The organism is Pseudomonas sp. Tul2A7 (assembly GCF_054790505.1).
In genome coordinates, this window is record NZ_CP186499.1 from 2,900,956 (window position 1) to 2,914,906 (window position 13,951).

The 13,951-nt window shown below is 59.9% G+C and carries 10 protein-coding genes; 6 read left to right on the forward strand and 4 right to left on the reverse strand.

Annotation, left to right across the window (positions count from 1 at the left end):
- The first annotated feature begins 1 nt into the window (after position 1).
- A complete protein-coding gene (locus tag ACOYXJ_RS13090) occupies positions 2–592 on the forward strand; it encodes an LON peptidase substrate-binding domain-containing protein (RefSeq protein ID WP_016986109.1) in 591 nt (196 codons plus the stop codon).
- Positions 593–747: 155 nt separating this feature from the next.
- Here the strand turns inward: ACOYXJ_RS13090 and ACOYXJ_RS13095 are convergent, their stop codons facing one another.
- The 4 genes from ACOYXJ_RS13095 to ACOYXJ_RS13110 all read right to left on the reverse strand — a co-directional run bounded on the left by ACOYXJ_RS13095 (position 748) and on the right by ACOYXJ_RS13110 (position 8,842).
- On the reverse strand, positions 748–4,008 hold the full coding sequence (locus tag ACOYXJ_RS13095; protein ID WP_460369820.1) for a calcium-binding protein: 3,261 nt from the start codon (positions 4,006–4,008) through the stop codon (positions 748–750).
- A gap of 355 nt (positions 4,009–4,363) precedes the next feature.
- The gene (locus ACOYXJ_RS13100; protein ID WP_460369822.1) at positions 4,364–6,127 is read right to left on the reverse strand and encodes a hypothetical protein; all 1,764 of its coding nucleotides are present in this window, start codon (positions 6,125–6,127) and stop codon (positions 4,364–4,366) included.
- A 635-nt stretch (positions 6,128–6,762) separates the two neighbouring features.
- Positions 6,763–8,079, reverse strand: a complete 1,317-nt coding sequence (locus tag ACOYXJ_RS13105; RefSeq protein ID WP_460369824.1) for a bifunctional DedA family/phosphatase PAP2 family protein — start codon at positions 8,077–8,079, stop codon at positions 6,763–6,765.
- Positions 8,080–8,146: 67 nt separating this feature from the next.
- Positions 8,147–8,842: a DNA-3-methyladenine glycosylase gene (locus ACOYXJ_RS13110; RefSeq protein ID WP_095122085.1), complete on the reverse strand. Its 696-nt coding sequence runs from the start codon at positions 8,840–8,842 to the stop codon at positions 8,147–8,149.
- A gap of 177 nt (positions 8,843–9,019) precedes the next feature.
- Between ACOYXJ_RS13110 and ACOYXJ_RS13115 the strand changes: the two genes are divergently transcribed.
- From ACOYXJ_RS13115 to mrdA, 5 genes are all read left to right on the forward strand, one after another.
- Positions 9,020–10,291 carry a glutamate-5-semialdehyde dehydrogenase gene (locus ACOYXJ_RS13115; protein WP_460369826.1) on the forward strand — a complete coding sequence of 424 codons (1,272 nt, stop codon included), beginning with the start codon at positions 9,020–9,022 and terminating at the stop codon, positions 10,289–10,291.
- A complete protein-coding gene (nadD, locus tag ACOYXJ_RS13120; RefSeq protein ID WP_110720319.1) occupies positions 10,260–10,982 on the forward strand; it encodes a nicotinate-nucleotide adenylyltransferase in 723 nt (240 codons plus the stop codon). The genes ACOYXJ_RS13115 and nadD overlap by 32 nt, the downstream gene beginning before the upstream one ends.
- A 72-nt stretch (positions 10,983–11,054) precedes the next feature.
- Positions 11,055–11,549, forward strand: coding sequence for a ribosome silencing factor (gene rsfS, locus ACOYXJ_RS13125; protein WP_016986117.1), 495 nt, complete (start codon positions 11,055–11,057; stop codon positions 11,547–11,549).
- A gap of 9 nt (positions 11,550–11,558) precedes the next feature.
- Entirely contained in the window at positions 11,559–12,026 is a 468-nt protein-coding gene (gene rlmH / locus ACOYXJ_RS13130; protein ID WP_460369828.1) for a 23S rRNA (pseudouridine(1915)-N(3))-methyltransferase RlmH, read from the forward strand.
- Positions 12,027–12,036: 10 nt separating this feature from the next.
- Positions 12,037–13,932 carry a penicillin-binding protein 2 gene (gene mrdA / locus ACOYXJ_RS13135; protein ID WP_322844925.1) on the forward strand — a complete coding sequence of 632 codons (1,896 nt, stop codon included), beginning with the start codon at positions 12,037–12,039 and terminating at the stop codon, positions 13,930–13,932.
- Positions 13,933–13,951 lie beyond the last annotated feature (19 nt).

Sequence of the window (13,951 nt, forward strand, 5' to 3'; positions counted from 1 at the left end):
TATGAGTCTGCCGCTTTTCCCGCTGAACACGGTGCTGTTTCCCGGTTGCAATCTCGATTTGCAGATATTCGAGGCGCGCTATCTGGACATGATCGGCCGCTGCATGAAACAGGGCGGCGGCTTTGGCGTCGTGTGCATCCTTGAGGGCCATGAAGTCGGCGCTGCCCCTGAAGGTTTTGCCTTGGTCGGATGTGAGGCGCGCATCACCGATTTCCAGCAGCAGGACAATGGTCTGCTGGGGATTCGGGTGCAGGGCGCTCGACGTTTCAACGTGTTACGCACCGAGGTGCAGCGTGATCAATTGATCATCGCCGATGTCGAGTGGCTGGACGAGGAGCCCGAGCAACCGTTGCAGGACGAAGACGCCGACCTGATGGCGCTGCTCAAGGCATTGGCGGAGCATCCGATGGTCGAGGCGCTGAACATGGGCATCGAAGCGCTGGGGCAGCAGTCTTTGGCCAATCAATTGGCCTATCTGTTGCCTTTCGCTGAAGAAGACAAAATCGACCTGCTACAACTCGATGATCCGCAACAGCGACTCGATGCAATCCAGGCGTTGCTCGATGAGTTGCAGGGCGAATTGTTCGCATAGTGACACTTCGATGGGCCCCTGCCACCTGCCCGCAGTGTTCGGGCTTTCTTCGGCAAGATTCACTGGCGCTCGTTGTCGGGCCCAATAATGGTCAGGCTCCGATGTGACGAGGAACATCACATCGGGCGCTTGGCATCAAGCAGCTTCGGTCAGGGTCAAGAGGCGCTGGCCGGCGCTATGACCAGGTCTTCGGGTTTGATCCGCAAGGCCGGGTCGCTGTCGATTCCCCAGTAGTCTTTTGTCGAGTTGTAATACAGCGTGCCGTCCAGTTTCGTCGTCACGCCAAGGTGCTGGACAATGATTCTGGCGGCCAGCTCATTGCGTTGCCGGTGCAGGCGAATGTCGGCCAGCAGGCTATCGACGCTCGAATAGCTCTGTGCGTTGATCAGGTAAAGTTGCAGCACTTCAAACAGCAAGGCGACCTCATAGATGTTGCCGGAGCGGGTCACTACGCTCACCGACTCGACCGGCATGTCATCTTCTATGGTCGGCAACTCGATCAGGGCGCTCCCCACCCACAGGCGCTCGGCGTCCAGTTTGATGTCATCGCGGCTGATCGCCTCGGTCATCCGCGCGGTGAACAGATTCCAGGTCGAGGCATTGCTCGTTCTTGCTTGGGCTCCCGGAGTCATCAGGCGAATGATCATGTTGCTGGTCAGGTAGATGTCGTAGGACGAACTTGCGCCTTGGAGAACATAGATGCCGTTGTGGGATGCGGCCTCTATATCGACCCGGTTGGGTGTGGCCGGCAGCGCGATGGTGCGGGCAATCGTTGGCCGGGAAAACAGATATTCACCATGTCTTGGCTTCAGGCAGCCAGCGGCCTTGCGAATCTTGCTGCCCGGTTCCATGGCGTCCGACAGATAGGGCAGGTCAGGCAATTGCAGCCGGTAAGAGACGCCGTCCTGCATTACCACGGCAATGTCCTGTGCCAGATGAGCAGTCGTGACCTTCAGGCTGTTTTGGCCGCTGTAGCCATTGGCGTACGTCGATGTCTGGACGACGCCCTTGAGCGTCACTATTTTCTCTGGAAGCAACAGCGAGATATTGATGTTGCTGTAGTACAGGTGGGAGTTGAGCGATACGCCCGCGCGCTTCTCGACATGGTAATTGACGACCACATCGACCATCTCGGCATCCTTGTAATCCAGATAGATGACTCTGGAGGTTTTGCGCAGGCCGGGCCCGGCAACGAATTCGACCCTGCGCTCGGTGCGTGCCACAAAATGCCGCTTCGATCCCTGCTCCGTGAGCGTGACCGTGCCGCCATTGATGATCTCGGTGGCAGCGGATTTGCCGATGACGCTGACGACCACTTCAACATCCTGCGCCGGCGCCCCCTGCATCAGCGATGGCAGGGCAGGCAGCAGTTCATAGCCGTCCTGGGTCTTGAACAGCAATTGGCCATTTTTCAGGTGACGTTGACCGTCGACCCATTGGTAGATGTTTTCGATAGTCAGGACATGCTCGGGGTCCTCACCGTCCCGGCCACGCAATGAACTGACGAGCAGTGAAGTGCCGACGATCTGCCAACGCTGGATCCATTCGATGGGCCAGCCCAGTTCGATGACACTCGACTGCTCACCGTCTTCAATGATCGTGGTTCTGGCTGAGGTGTTCGCGATGTAGTAGCGATCCAGGCCGAGACCTCCGTCAACACGGCAATCGGCACCGCGGATGGCAATGGTATCGTCACCGTCACCGGCCGCGATGTGATCATTGCCATTGGCCGAAATGCGATTGGCCTCGCTGCTCCCGGTGACCAGACTGACACCATTGCGCAATGTCGAGATGTTTTCGATCGCGCGCACGTGTGCGATCTCGATCGCAGTCGTGGTCTGGTCATGGCTGCGCAGGGCGACCTTGCCGGTCTGCAGATTGATGTTGTAACCGAGGTGGCGAGTATCAGTGACGGGGCGGCGGCCTTCAAAGGCCAGGGTGTCGGAACCTTCGCCGCCATCGAGCGTGCTGATACCGGATGGCGCTGCTTGCTGATTGAGCAACTTGTCGGTGGTTTCGAAGTAAAACTCATCGGCCTTGCTGCCCCCGGTCAGGGTCTTCGTGCCCTCCCGATAGCTGAAGAAGTTAGGTTTGTCCTTGACCCCGACGACCTGGTCGTTGCCGTCATCGAGGCGCCAGAACACGCCTTTGTCATCGCCGGGCGTGCCTTTGACGCTACCCGCGAGGTTTGGCGGTATGCCGTTGCGGGCATCAATGATGTCGTCGCCGCCGATGATGACTGTTTCGCTGTCGAGCTTGAACGCTTGCTCTCCGGCGCGCTCATTCCATTGGTGACGCCAGATTTTCAAGGGTTGCAGTTCGACACTGAAGCTGCCGTTGACCACATATTCGGCAAAGTTCTTGTAGGCACCTTCCAGCAAGGCTTTGGTCGAGACCTCCCGTTGCCGGGTGTAATCACTGAATGCCTTGGAGATTTTGAAGCGGTCCAGCACTTCTTGATCCAGCTCCTGCCCGGTGAAGGCGAACCAGCCGGAGCGCAAGCGTTCATGGGCGCTCAGTTCGATGTAATCATCAATATCGTCGACCACTCGCGCGGCCTGGTAAATCATCGACCCGAGAATGAGGATGGCCGCTGCGGCCAGGCCCAACGGGCCGGCGACACTGCCAAAACCGGCCAGCGCCGCTGCGCCCAGGGCCAGGCTGATGCCCGCACTGGCGACACTCAGAGCGCCGGCGACGTAGTGATCCTGTGCCTCCTTGCCGCTGGTCGCCGCGGCCGCATTGAACGAGGACACGGCATCCTTGATGTCGAATGGCAGGGTGATTGCGCTGGCAAAGAGGCCGGCACCCCGACTCAGGTATTTGCCGGCCGACGTCAGCGGGAATCGCCCAAACGCCCTCGAACCGTTTCTGAGCATCGCTTCGCCGGTTTTGGTCAGGCCGCGTTCGATGATCAGAGAACCGAATTCGGCAGCAATCGAACTCCCCTGGTAGACGGCTTCCAGGGTGTCGCCTTTTTTGATGGCATCCATCATCGCCATGTAGCCGCTGTAAATCCCGAATGCCTGCAAGCCGACACCGGCACCACTCATCAGGTAGCTTTTGGATTTGCTGACCCAGCCCGGTGCATTTTCAAACGAGTCGACGCGATGAATGTCCAGGGTTTGTGCAGCGTGGCTCAGTTGGTTCAGGCGATCCATTCCGCTGCCGGCGGGCAGCGGTCTGCCGCTGACGAACAGCGCCGAGGCGTCGCTGGAACGTTTGCAGGCAATTTCAAAGAAGAGGGTGGCCACGACCCCGCTGTCGGCGATGTCCGCGTGTCTGACGCGTGTCTCGACCGTTGCCGAGTTGAAGTTGAGTGCATTCAGAAAGGCCTGGTCCGGTGTTTTTATGCTGGCGTTCGCCGCACTGATTACCTGGCCGTTGACCGTGGCGCCCAGGGCCTTGAGTTCCACACGGCTCACCCAGACTTCACCGATGCGCAGGGGGCCGAAATGTTTATCGAGGGATTTGAGTGTGTGTTTTACGCCATCGCCTTCAATGAGTGTGTCTGTTGTTATGTTTGAAAGTGTGGAAGTGGCTTCAGTATTGTTGGCTGCAGGCGCATGAGTATTGGCCGAACGACTTATTGCTGTGACCTGCAGAGTGGGGCCAAGAGGTATTTCGATTGCCGGTTCTATAAGTTTTGCCACGAGTTGATCCTTTTAATGACAAGCGTTGTGCCGCCCCGGTTTCCGTACCGGTTTGAATAAAGCGTTTAACTGATTTTAATCAGGCGAAGTTGTTGCGAGTACCGGCGCTCAAGTGCATTTATTCAGGCCAGGTGATGTCATCGCCGAACTCGTCTTTATTGCCGGAAAGTTTGAGTATCGGTTTGCCCGCCGCTTGCGCGGCATCGATCAGTCGATCGTATTCATCTTGGTTGGCACGCCCTGCGTGGGTTGCCGCTTCGATGCGTTCGGCGTTTGCGCCGGCCTGTTCCTGGAGGTCGTAAACGTTCGCCGCTTTGCTCAGGGTTGAATCCAGCAACCAGACGCGCTTGGCGTCCAGACCTTTTTTGGTCACGGAAATCAGGCCTTCGTGATCATCCGAGGGAAACCGGGTGGTCGGAGCGTCGAGGGCAGACGAGTTGAACAGATAGTTCACTTCATGGGGGACCACTTCCAGGCCTCGGGTGTCCAGTACATAGATAAACATTTGTGTCTGGCGCTCCCGGGTCCGTTCGTAGTTGCGTTCACGGTCCATCGCGACCGGGCTTGCGGCATCCGACCAGTCGGAAGAGGCGCTGCTGTCGCTGCTGTTACCGGCATCGCTGTCAGGGGACGCATCGTCTGCGGCTCTGCCGGGATACTTGTTGGTCTGGCTGTTGAATCGCAGGTATTCCGGGTCCGGTGCGCTGGCATACATCTGCCCTTCCTTGAGGCTGAACGTGGCGCTCATCGGTTTATGCGTGGAGGCTCCGGGACTGTGTGCGTAGCGGGACAGCATAGTGTCGTCATTCGCCAATTCGAACGGTGTGCGTTCATCCCCGCGAAACAGCGCCGGCACGTCGGTTCGATAAAGGCAGTTGTGCTGGTTGCGCAGGTAACCCAGTTTGGCCAACAGCGCTTCGCGCAGCTCAACGGTCAAGAGGCGTTCCGGGTCGTACCAGTCATGGCGCGGGTGGCGTTTCAAATGCAGTTCGCTGATAGCATCCCGACTCAGCTGGTCGAGGCGATGCGGGTTGCCGATGTCTTGCGTCAGACGTTTATGCGCCGTTGCCCACGCCGGCAACTTCAGCTCGCTTTTGAGGTGCTGCTGCAAGCGGGTCAACTGGCTTGGCAGCAAGTTGTATGACTGCAGGAATGTCTCGCGTTCTGTCGCGGTCATGGACGGATGCAGCCAGCGCAGTGAGCTTCCCAGCAATGCCTCGACCGCGTTCGGCATGTCTCGTGGCTCGGCCCAGCGTGGCGGGCCGCCCGAAGCCTGGGCCTCGATCCGGAATCGCGCGATGTCCTGGCCTTCCACGGCGTACGCCTGCCATATCTGATGATCGGTCCATTGCTGCAAATGCGTGGCGGGGGCGCCAAACCCGTTGACGGGCGGGGCGACCTGGATCCATCGGGCGTATCGATCGCGGAATGCAAACAGTGAGTCGGTTCGCGTTGAGCCCGGTCTCGGTTCAAGTTCGTAATAGCCCTGAGCATCCGGAGAACGATCCGATGGCCTGTAGCGGTTCGGGTCGATGAATGTCGGCGCCTCCATCGTGCGCGGTTGTTTGGCAGCAGAGGGCTGATCGATCTGTTCGTCCGTGAATGCAGAGCGACGCTTGGGAGCAGGCTCGCCTGCCGTTTGTGCGGTCTGGCGGACACGGTTGGTGGCAATGTCGTCGGAGGTCAGGCGCCAGGTTGGCCGCCCTTCATTTTTGTAGATGATCGGGCCAAGTGCATGACGGTCTTTGAGCAGTTTCAGCCGATAGACTTTGAGTTTTTCGTCCAGATCGACATGCGCGGTGCGCAGGCCTCCGTCGTGTTCGACATCGACAAACCGGCGGCCGACGATGAAACGCCAGCCCTCATCGTTGGCGGATTGCATTCCCCGCAGGAAAGGGGCGTGAAGCCAGTATTTGTCCACAGGGTGTTCGTTCGCGTGGCCGTCAATGCTCCGTGTCGGCATTTCGCTGATGTGCAACGTGGCTGGCGGGAGGTATTCGATGGCCGGATCAGGCGTCTGGGGGCGAGTGGCGTGTGTTGAAAGACGGGAATCGAAAGGCCAGTGTGCACGTGTAGAAGCGAAGTCCGGCTGGCGCGCAGGCGGCGTAATGGATTCGATGGGGTGCGACGATACAGTGGGTGGTTTGCGCGGTGTTTTTGGACTCATGGATTACTCGGAGTTGATTGGGTTCATGGGTATTTAAGTTGCTGATTGAGTGCGTGTGATGTTTGTGTGTTGCATATGAAAGTTTGTCAGTGGTTATTTGATTTTTTGGTTTTGAAGTTCTGGCGGTTTCAATGTAATTGATTTTTTGTCGGGCAGTGGGCGCGTTGTTACGATGCTGCGGTTAAATATGTAACTTGAATTTTATAGGGCGGGGTGATGTAGGTAGCTGGAGTTATTAAGCGAGGAATACTTACCGGGAAGGTATTAAGGGGGCGTAGGGAGATCGCGCCACTCTTGTCGGAATAATCCTCAAAGAGTGGCGGATAGGGGAAAGGGACAAACAGGTTTAATCAGTACGCGTAACGCAATAGTGTGTGGGGCAGGTGGCGAAACGCGAAGAAACTGAACAGTGCCACCAGTGCCGGCAGAATCAGCCACCAGACTTTGAAAGGCATTGCATTGAGGGGGCCCTGGCGCTGGTTCAGCCACAGGCTTGCAGCGCAGACACATGCCGCCAGCATCGCGCCGGCGAGGACATCGGTCGGCCAGTGCGCACCCAGGTAAACCCGTGAAAGGGCAATCGCCAGGGCCGGAATGCAGCCAACCAGCAGCCAGGTCAAGCGCATGCGGGGTGGTTGACCGCGGCCAGCGAGGACGCCCAGGGTCAGGAATAGTGCGAACGAACCCGAGGCATGGCCACTGGGCATGCTGAAGCTGGTAATCGGGTCGGCTAGTATTTCCGGACGAACCCTTGCGAAAAACAGCTTGGTCACCGTGTTGGCCAGCGCCGTGCACAGCAGGGTACTTGCGGCAAAAATGGCCTGACGCCACTGGCGGCACAGCAACAGCAGACCTGTCAGCAGAACGCTGAACATCAGCATGTTGCGGAACTCGCCGATCAGGGTAAAGGTGACGGCGATTTCATCCAGCAGCGGTTGGCGATGTTCCTGCACCAGCGTCATCACGCCTTGGTCGAGGGCTGTCAAATACGGATAGCCGATGAACAGACCGAGCAGAATCAACAGGCTCATGCTGCTGATCCACAGCGTCGCCCGGCGGTGACGGCGCAGGCTGCTGTTCGCGCTGAGGCCGACCATGACCGCGATGCTGGCAGCGACGATCCCGGCCTCAAGCCAGAAACCCTCCGGCAATGGCAAGCGAAACGCCGCGCCGGTGGCCCAACCGGGCAACAGATAGGCCAGGCTCCAGCCTGCGGCGGCCAACAAGCTGACGGCGGCGAAGCGCGGGAAGGGCATGTCGCACATCCCGGCGACCATTGGCAGCATCGGGCGCAGTGGGCCGATAAAGCGTCCTACCAACAGGCTGGCGATCCCGTAGCGCTGGAAATAGGTTTCGGCGCCGGCCATCCATTCCGGGTGATGGCGCAGTCCCGGCAGTCGTCGGATGTTCTGGTGGAAATGTCGACCGAGAAAGTACGAGATCAAATCGCCAAGGATGCCGCCGAGGAAGCCCAGCAACAGGGTTTCACTCAACGACAGCGCGCCGCTGCCAGCCAGTGCGGCCACGGCAAACAACAGCACCGTGCCAGGCACGATCAGCCCCGCAATCGCCAGGCATTCGACAAAGGCAACAATGAATACCGCCGCGGCCAGCCACTGTGGATTGGCCGCCAGCCAACCGGTCACGCTATCGAGCCATGGGCCCATACAGAAAAACTCCAATCATTGATTAGCCCTGTGTAGGAGCAGCCTTCGGCAACTCCTGCATTGGGGGTTACAGCAAGAAATAATCCCGGCCTTCGACCTGGCCGCGTCGAAGCGGGTTCCGCGTGCACCATTGCGCATAAGCTGAGTCGACGAAGCGGTACATCAAGTGCTCGTCACGGCCATGGGGAATGCCCAGGCGTGTGGTTTGAATGATGTGCGACGGCGCAGGCCCGGTGTCTTCTACCAGAAGTAATTGGTGATCGAAACGTTTGGCGTCCCACATCGGAACTTTCAAACCCAGTGCTTTGCACAGCAAGGTCTGACCGGCGCAGAGCTTCTGCGACGGGCGCGGACGGCCCTGAGCATCCGGGTTGTTCAGCAGCATCTGCGCCAGGCTCGCCGGGCCGCTGATTTCATCGACCCACGGATAGGCGGATTTGATCAGTACCGCATTGCCCGGCCCCTGTGCGCTGAAGTTCAGGGAGTCACCCCCGCGGGCGTAATACATATAGATGTGTCCGCCATCCAGAAACAAAGCCTTACGTTTTTCTGTGTAGCCGAGGGAGGCGTGACTGCCTTTTTCTGCGCAGTAATACGCTTCGGTTTCAATGATTCGCGCACTGAGCCACAGGTCGCCGATCCGATGGCGGATGACTTTGCCGAGCAGATCGCGGGCCAGCACTTGCGCGTCACGGTCGAAAAACGTGTCCGGGAGCCCCAGCGGCAGGCGTTCGGCGCGGTTGCGAACGGTCAGGTTGGACATGGCGGGCAATGTTTATCCAGGCTGAAGAGGTCGAGATGATAACAACGCACGGCTTAATTGAGCCTGAACACCGGCGAATCAACGTTCATTTCGACCATCCGCCCGTCACCGCTGTTAGTCCCGTGACGCGACAGCTATAATCTGCCGCTTTCCTCTTTGCCAAGACCCCAGCAGACCATGACTGAGTCCGTTCTTGACTACATGACCCGATTGGGTCGCGCCGCCCGCGCAGCTTCCCGGGTCATCGGCCGTGCCAGCACCGCGCAGAAAAACCGCGCCTTGCAGGCCGCTGCCAATGCCCTGGACGCTGCGCGCGTCGAGCTTGCCGCAGCCAATGAACAGGACCTGGCCGCCGGTCGCGCCAATGGTCTGGAGCCGGCCCTGCTGGAGCGTCTGGAGCTGACCCCGGCGCGCATCGACGGCATGATCGTCGGTTTGCGTCAGGTCGCGGCACTGCCGGACCCGGTCGGTGCGATCCGCGACATGAGCTTCCGTCCGTCGGGGATTCAGGTCGGCAAAATGCGCGTGCCGCTGGGCGTGATCGGGATCATCTACGAATCCCGGCCCAACGTGACCATCGATGCCGCCAGCCTGTGCCTGAAGTCCGGCAACGCGACCATCCTGCGCGGTGGCTCCGAAGCGATTCACTCCAACCGGGCGATTGCCGCGTGCATTCAGCGCGGGCTGGCCGAAGCCGAACTGCCCGCTGCCGTGGTGCAAGTGGTTGAGACCACCGACCGTGCCGCCGTTGGCGCGATGATTACCATGCCTGAGTACGTCGATGTGATCGTGCCGCGCGGTGGCCGTGGCCTGATCGAACGCATCAGCCGCGATGCCCGGGTGCCGGTGATCAAGCATCTGGACGGCATCTGCCACGTTTACGTCAGCGCCCACGCCGATCTTCTCAAAGCCCAGCGCATCGCCTTCAATGCCAAGACTTATCGTTACGGCATCTGCGGTGCGATGGAGACCTTGCTGGTTGACGAAACTGTTGCGAAGGATTTCCTGCCGTCGATGGCGGCGCAGTTCCGCGAAAAAGGCGTCGAACTGCGTGGCTGCGAGCGCACCCGGGCGATCATCGACGCCGTTGCCGCCAGCGAAGACGACTGGAACACCGAGTATCTGGCGCCGATCCTGTCGATCCGCGTGGTCGACGGTCTGGATCAGGCCATTGAACACATCAACCATTACGGCTCCCATCACACCGACTCGATCGTCAGCGAAAACCTCGCCGACACCCGCCGGTTTGTGGCGGAAGTCGACTCGGCGTCGGTGATGATCAACACGCCGACGTGCTTCGCCGATGGATTTGAATACGGTTTGGGTGCCGAGATCGGCATTTCTACTGATAAGCTGCACGCCCGTGGCCCGGTAGGTCTCGAAGGACTGACGTGCGAGAAGTATGTCGTGGTCGGTGATGGCCAGTTGCGCGGCCAGGCGCCGGTCTGACTTGACCGACCTCGACCTGACAGCGCCGCAAACCGGCAGCGAGCCCCGCCCCCGTCGTATCGGCGTACTGGGCGGCACGTTCGACCCGGTACACATCGGCCATTTGCGCGGTGGGCTGGAAGTCGCCGAAGCGCTGGCGCTCGACGAGTTGCGCCTGATGCCGAACGCGCGGCCGCCACATCGCGGTACGCCGCAGGTGTCGGCGCAGGATCGCTTGGCGATGGTCGAGTGTGCGGTGGCCGGCATGCCGCCGCTGGTGGTGGACGCCCGCGAATTGCAGCGGGACAAGCCGTCCTGGACCATTGATACCCTGGAGTCGATGCGCGCTGAAATGCCCGCCGAGACCCAGGTTTTTCTGCTTTTGGGCTGGGACGCATTTTGCGGCCTGCCCACTTGGCACCGCTGGGAAGAGTTGCTCCAGCATTGCCACATCCTGGTGCTACAGCGCCCGGACGCCGACAGCGAACCGCCGGATGCCTTGCGCAACCTGCTGGCAGCGCGTTCGGTGAGCGACCCGCTGGCCCTGAAAGGGCCGAGCGGACAGATTGCATTCGTCTGGCAGACACCGCTCGCGGTTTCCGCCACCCAGATCCGTCAACTGCTGGCCAGCGGTAAGTCGGTACGTTTCCTGGTGCCCGACGCGGTCCTGGCCTACATCGATGCGCACGGTCTGTACCGTGCGTCGAACTGAACAAGGCGTGCTTCACTGATACGAATCCACGTGTCGCCAAGCCGCCGAATATACGAGCAAAACGAGTTTTATATGACTGACAAAGACCAAACCAAAGTAAAGCGCAAAGGCACATTCAAGAGCGCCCCGCTGCCAGAACCGGTCAACACCAATGAGCCGCTGAAGGGCGACGAACTGGTCAAGCTTGCCGTAGCCGCTCTGGAAGACGTCAAGGCGCAAGACATCCAGATCATTGATGTTCGCGACAAGCAGAGCATCACTGACTACATGATCATCGCCACCGGTACCTCCAACCGCCAGATCAACGCGATGCTCGACAAGGTTCGCGAAGAAGTCAAAAAGCAGGGCGCCAAGCCGCTGGGCGAAGAAGGCAAGGGCGACAGTGACTGGGTGCTGCTCGACCTGGACCTGGTAATCGTGCACATGATGACTGCCTCGGCGCGTCAGTTCTACGATCTGGAGCGCCTGTGGGCCGGTGCCGAGCAAAGCCGTGCGGCCGACGCCAAGCACCACAGCCCGGAAAACACCCACGAGCATTTCACCAAGCTCAACAAAGACCAGCTGTAAGGGATTGCTGTGCGACTGCGCCTGATCGCCGTCGGTTCACGCATGCCCAAGTGGGTGGAAGAAGGCTGGCATGAATATGCCAAGCGTCTTCCGTCCGAGCTGGCGCTGGAACTGGTGGAAATACCGCTCAATACCCGTGGCAAGAATGCCGACGTGGCCCGATTCATCCGCCAGGAAGGCGAAGCCATGCTGGCCAAGGTCGGGCCGAACGAGCAGATCGTCACGCTGGAAGTCCACGGCAAACCCTGGAGCACCGAGCAGCTTGCGGTCGAACTTGACCGTTGGCGGCTGGATTCGCGCACGGTCAATTTCATGGTTGGTGGCCCCGAAGGGCTGGCGCCGGAAGTCTGCGCCCGTGCCGATCAGCGCTGGTCGTTGTCGCCGCTGACGTTGCCGCACCCGCTGGTGCGGATCCTGATCGGCGAACAGTTGTATCGTGCCTGGACCGTGCTGTCCGGTCACCCTTACCACAAGTAATCCAGCCCTCATGTCTCAGCCGATCCGCATCAAGGACCACGAAAAGGACGCACGCCTGGTGCGTAGCCGCGTCGTGTTCGGGGCCATTGCGATCATGCTGTTGATCGGCGTGTTGATCGCGCGGCTGTATTACTTGCAGGTGATCCAGTACGAGTATCACTCGACACTGTCGGAAAACAACCGCGTCCACGTGCAGCCGATTCCACCGACCCGTGGGTTGATTTTCGACCGCAACGGTGTGGTGGTAGCGGACAACCGTCCAAGCTTCAGCCTGAGCATGACCCGCGAGCGCTCCGGCGACTGGCAGCAAGTGCTTGACGTCATCGTCGAAGTGCTGGAGCTGACGCCCGAGGACCGGGTGATTTTCGAAAAACGCATGCGCCAAGGGCGCCGGCCGTTCGAGCCGGTGCCGATTCTGTTCGAGCTGAGCGAAGAGCAGATCGCCCGCATCGCCGTGAACCAGTTCCGCCTGCCCGGCGTGGAGGTGGTTGCACAACTGGTTCGTCACTACCCGCAGGGCGCGCATTTTGCGCACTCGGTGGGCTACATGGGGCGGATCAACGAGAAAGAGTTGAAGAGCCTCGACCCGGTCAACTACAGCGGCACCCACCACATCGGTAAAACCGGCATCGAGCGTTTCTACGAGCCGGAATTGCACGGTCAGGTCGGTTACGAAGAAGTCGAGACCAACGCCCGTGGCCGTGTGTTGCGGGTGCTCAAGCGCACCGATCCGATTCCCGGCAAGGACATTGTGCTGAGCCTGGACATCAAATTGCAGGAAGCCGCCGAGGCAGCATTGGGCGGACGTCGCGGCGCGGTCGTGGCGCTGGATCCGAAGACCGGCGAAGTGCTGGCGATGGTCAGTCAGCCGAGCTTCGATCCGAACCTGTTCGTCACCGGGATCAGCTTCAAGGCGTATGCCGAGTTGCGTGATTCGATCGACCGGCCGTTGTTCAACCGTGTATTGCGCGGTCTGTATCCGCCGGGTTCGACGATCAAACCGGCGGTGGCGATTGCCGGTCTTGATTCCGGTGTGGTGACGGCGTCGAGCCGGGTGTTCGACCCGGGCTACTACATGCTGCCCAACTACGATCACAAATACCGTAACTGGAACCGCACCGGTGACGGCTTCGTCGATCTCGATACCGCGATCATGCGTTCCAACGACACCTACTTCTACGACCTGGCGCACAAGCTCGGCATTGATCGGTTGTCGGCTTATATGAACAAGTTCGGCATCGGCCAGAAGGTCTCGCTGGACATGTTCGAAGAATCCCCCGGCCTGATGCCATCGCGCGAGTGGAAGCGGGCGACGCGCAAACAGGCGTGGTTCCCGGGCGAAACCCTGATCCTCGGGATCGGCCAGGGCTATATGCAATCGACGCCGCTGCAATTGGCCCAGGCGACGGCGCTGGTGGCCAACAAAGGCATCTGGAATCGTCCGCACCTGGCCAAGTCCCTCGAAGGGGTGAAGCCGGTTGACGAGAATCCGATGCCGGACATTGTCCTGCGTGATCCGTCGGACTGGACCAAGGTCAACCACGGTATGCAGCAGGTGATGCACGGCGCGCGTGGTACTGCGCGCAAAGCGGCCATCGGCGCGCAATACCGCATTGCCGGCAAGTCGGGTACCGCGCAGGTCGTGGCGATCAAGCAGGGTGAGAAGTACGACCGCTCCAAGGTTCAGGAACGTCACCGCGACCATGCCTTGTTCGTCGGTTTCGCCCCGGCCGATGACCCGAAAATCGTTGTATCGGTGATGGTCGAGAACGGTGAGTCCGGCTCCGGCGTTGCGGCGCCGGTGGTGCGCCAGGTCATGGATGCCTGGCTGCTCGACCAGGACGGACGTTTGAAGGCCGAATACGCCAGCCCAATCAGTGCGGAGGCTACGGCCCGTGATGAATAACTTTGATCGCATGCTCTCC

Bases quoted from the DNA above. Each gene is read 5' to 3' on its own strand.
- ACOYXJ_RS13090 (WP_016986109.1), top strand. From the start codon at position 2: ATGAGTCTGCCGCTTTTCCCGCTGAACACGGTGCTGTTTCCCGGTTGC.
- ACOYXJ_RS13100 (WP_460369822.1), bottom strand. From the start codon at position 6,127: ATGCAATCCGCCAACGATGAGGGCTGGCGTTTCATCGTCGGCCGCCGG.
- ACOYXJ_RS13105 (WP_460369824.1), bottom strand. From the start codon at position 8,079: ATGGGCCCATGGCTCGATAGCGTGACCGGTTGGCTGGCGGCCAATCCA.
- ACOYXJ_RS13110 (WP_095122085.1), bottom strand. From the start codon at position 8,842: ATGTCCAACCTGACCGTTCGCAACCGCGCCGAACGCCTGCCGCTGGGG.
- ACOYXJ_RS13115 (WP_460369826.1), top strand. From the start codon at position 9,020: ATGACTGAGTCCGTTCTTGACTACATGACCCGATTGGGTCGCGCCGCC.
- nadD (WP_110720319.1), top strand. From the start codon at position 10,260: ATGGCCAGTTGCGCGGCCAGGCGCCGGTCTGACTTGACCGACCTCGAC.
- rsfS (WP_016986117.1), top strand. From the start codon at position 11,055: ATGACTGACAAAGACCAAACCAAAGTAAAGCGCAAAGGCACATTCAAG.
- mrdA (WP_322844925.1), top strand. From the start codon at position 12,037: ATGTCTCAGCCGATCCGCATCAAGGACCACGAAAAGGACGCACGCCTG.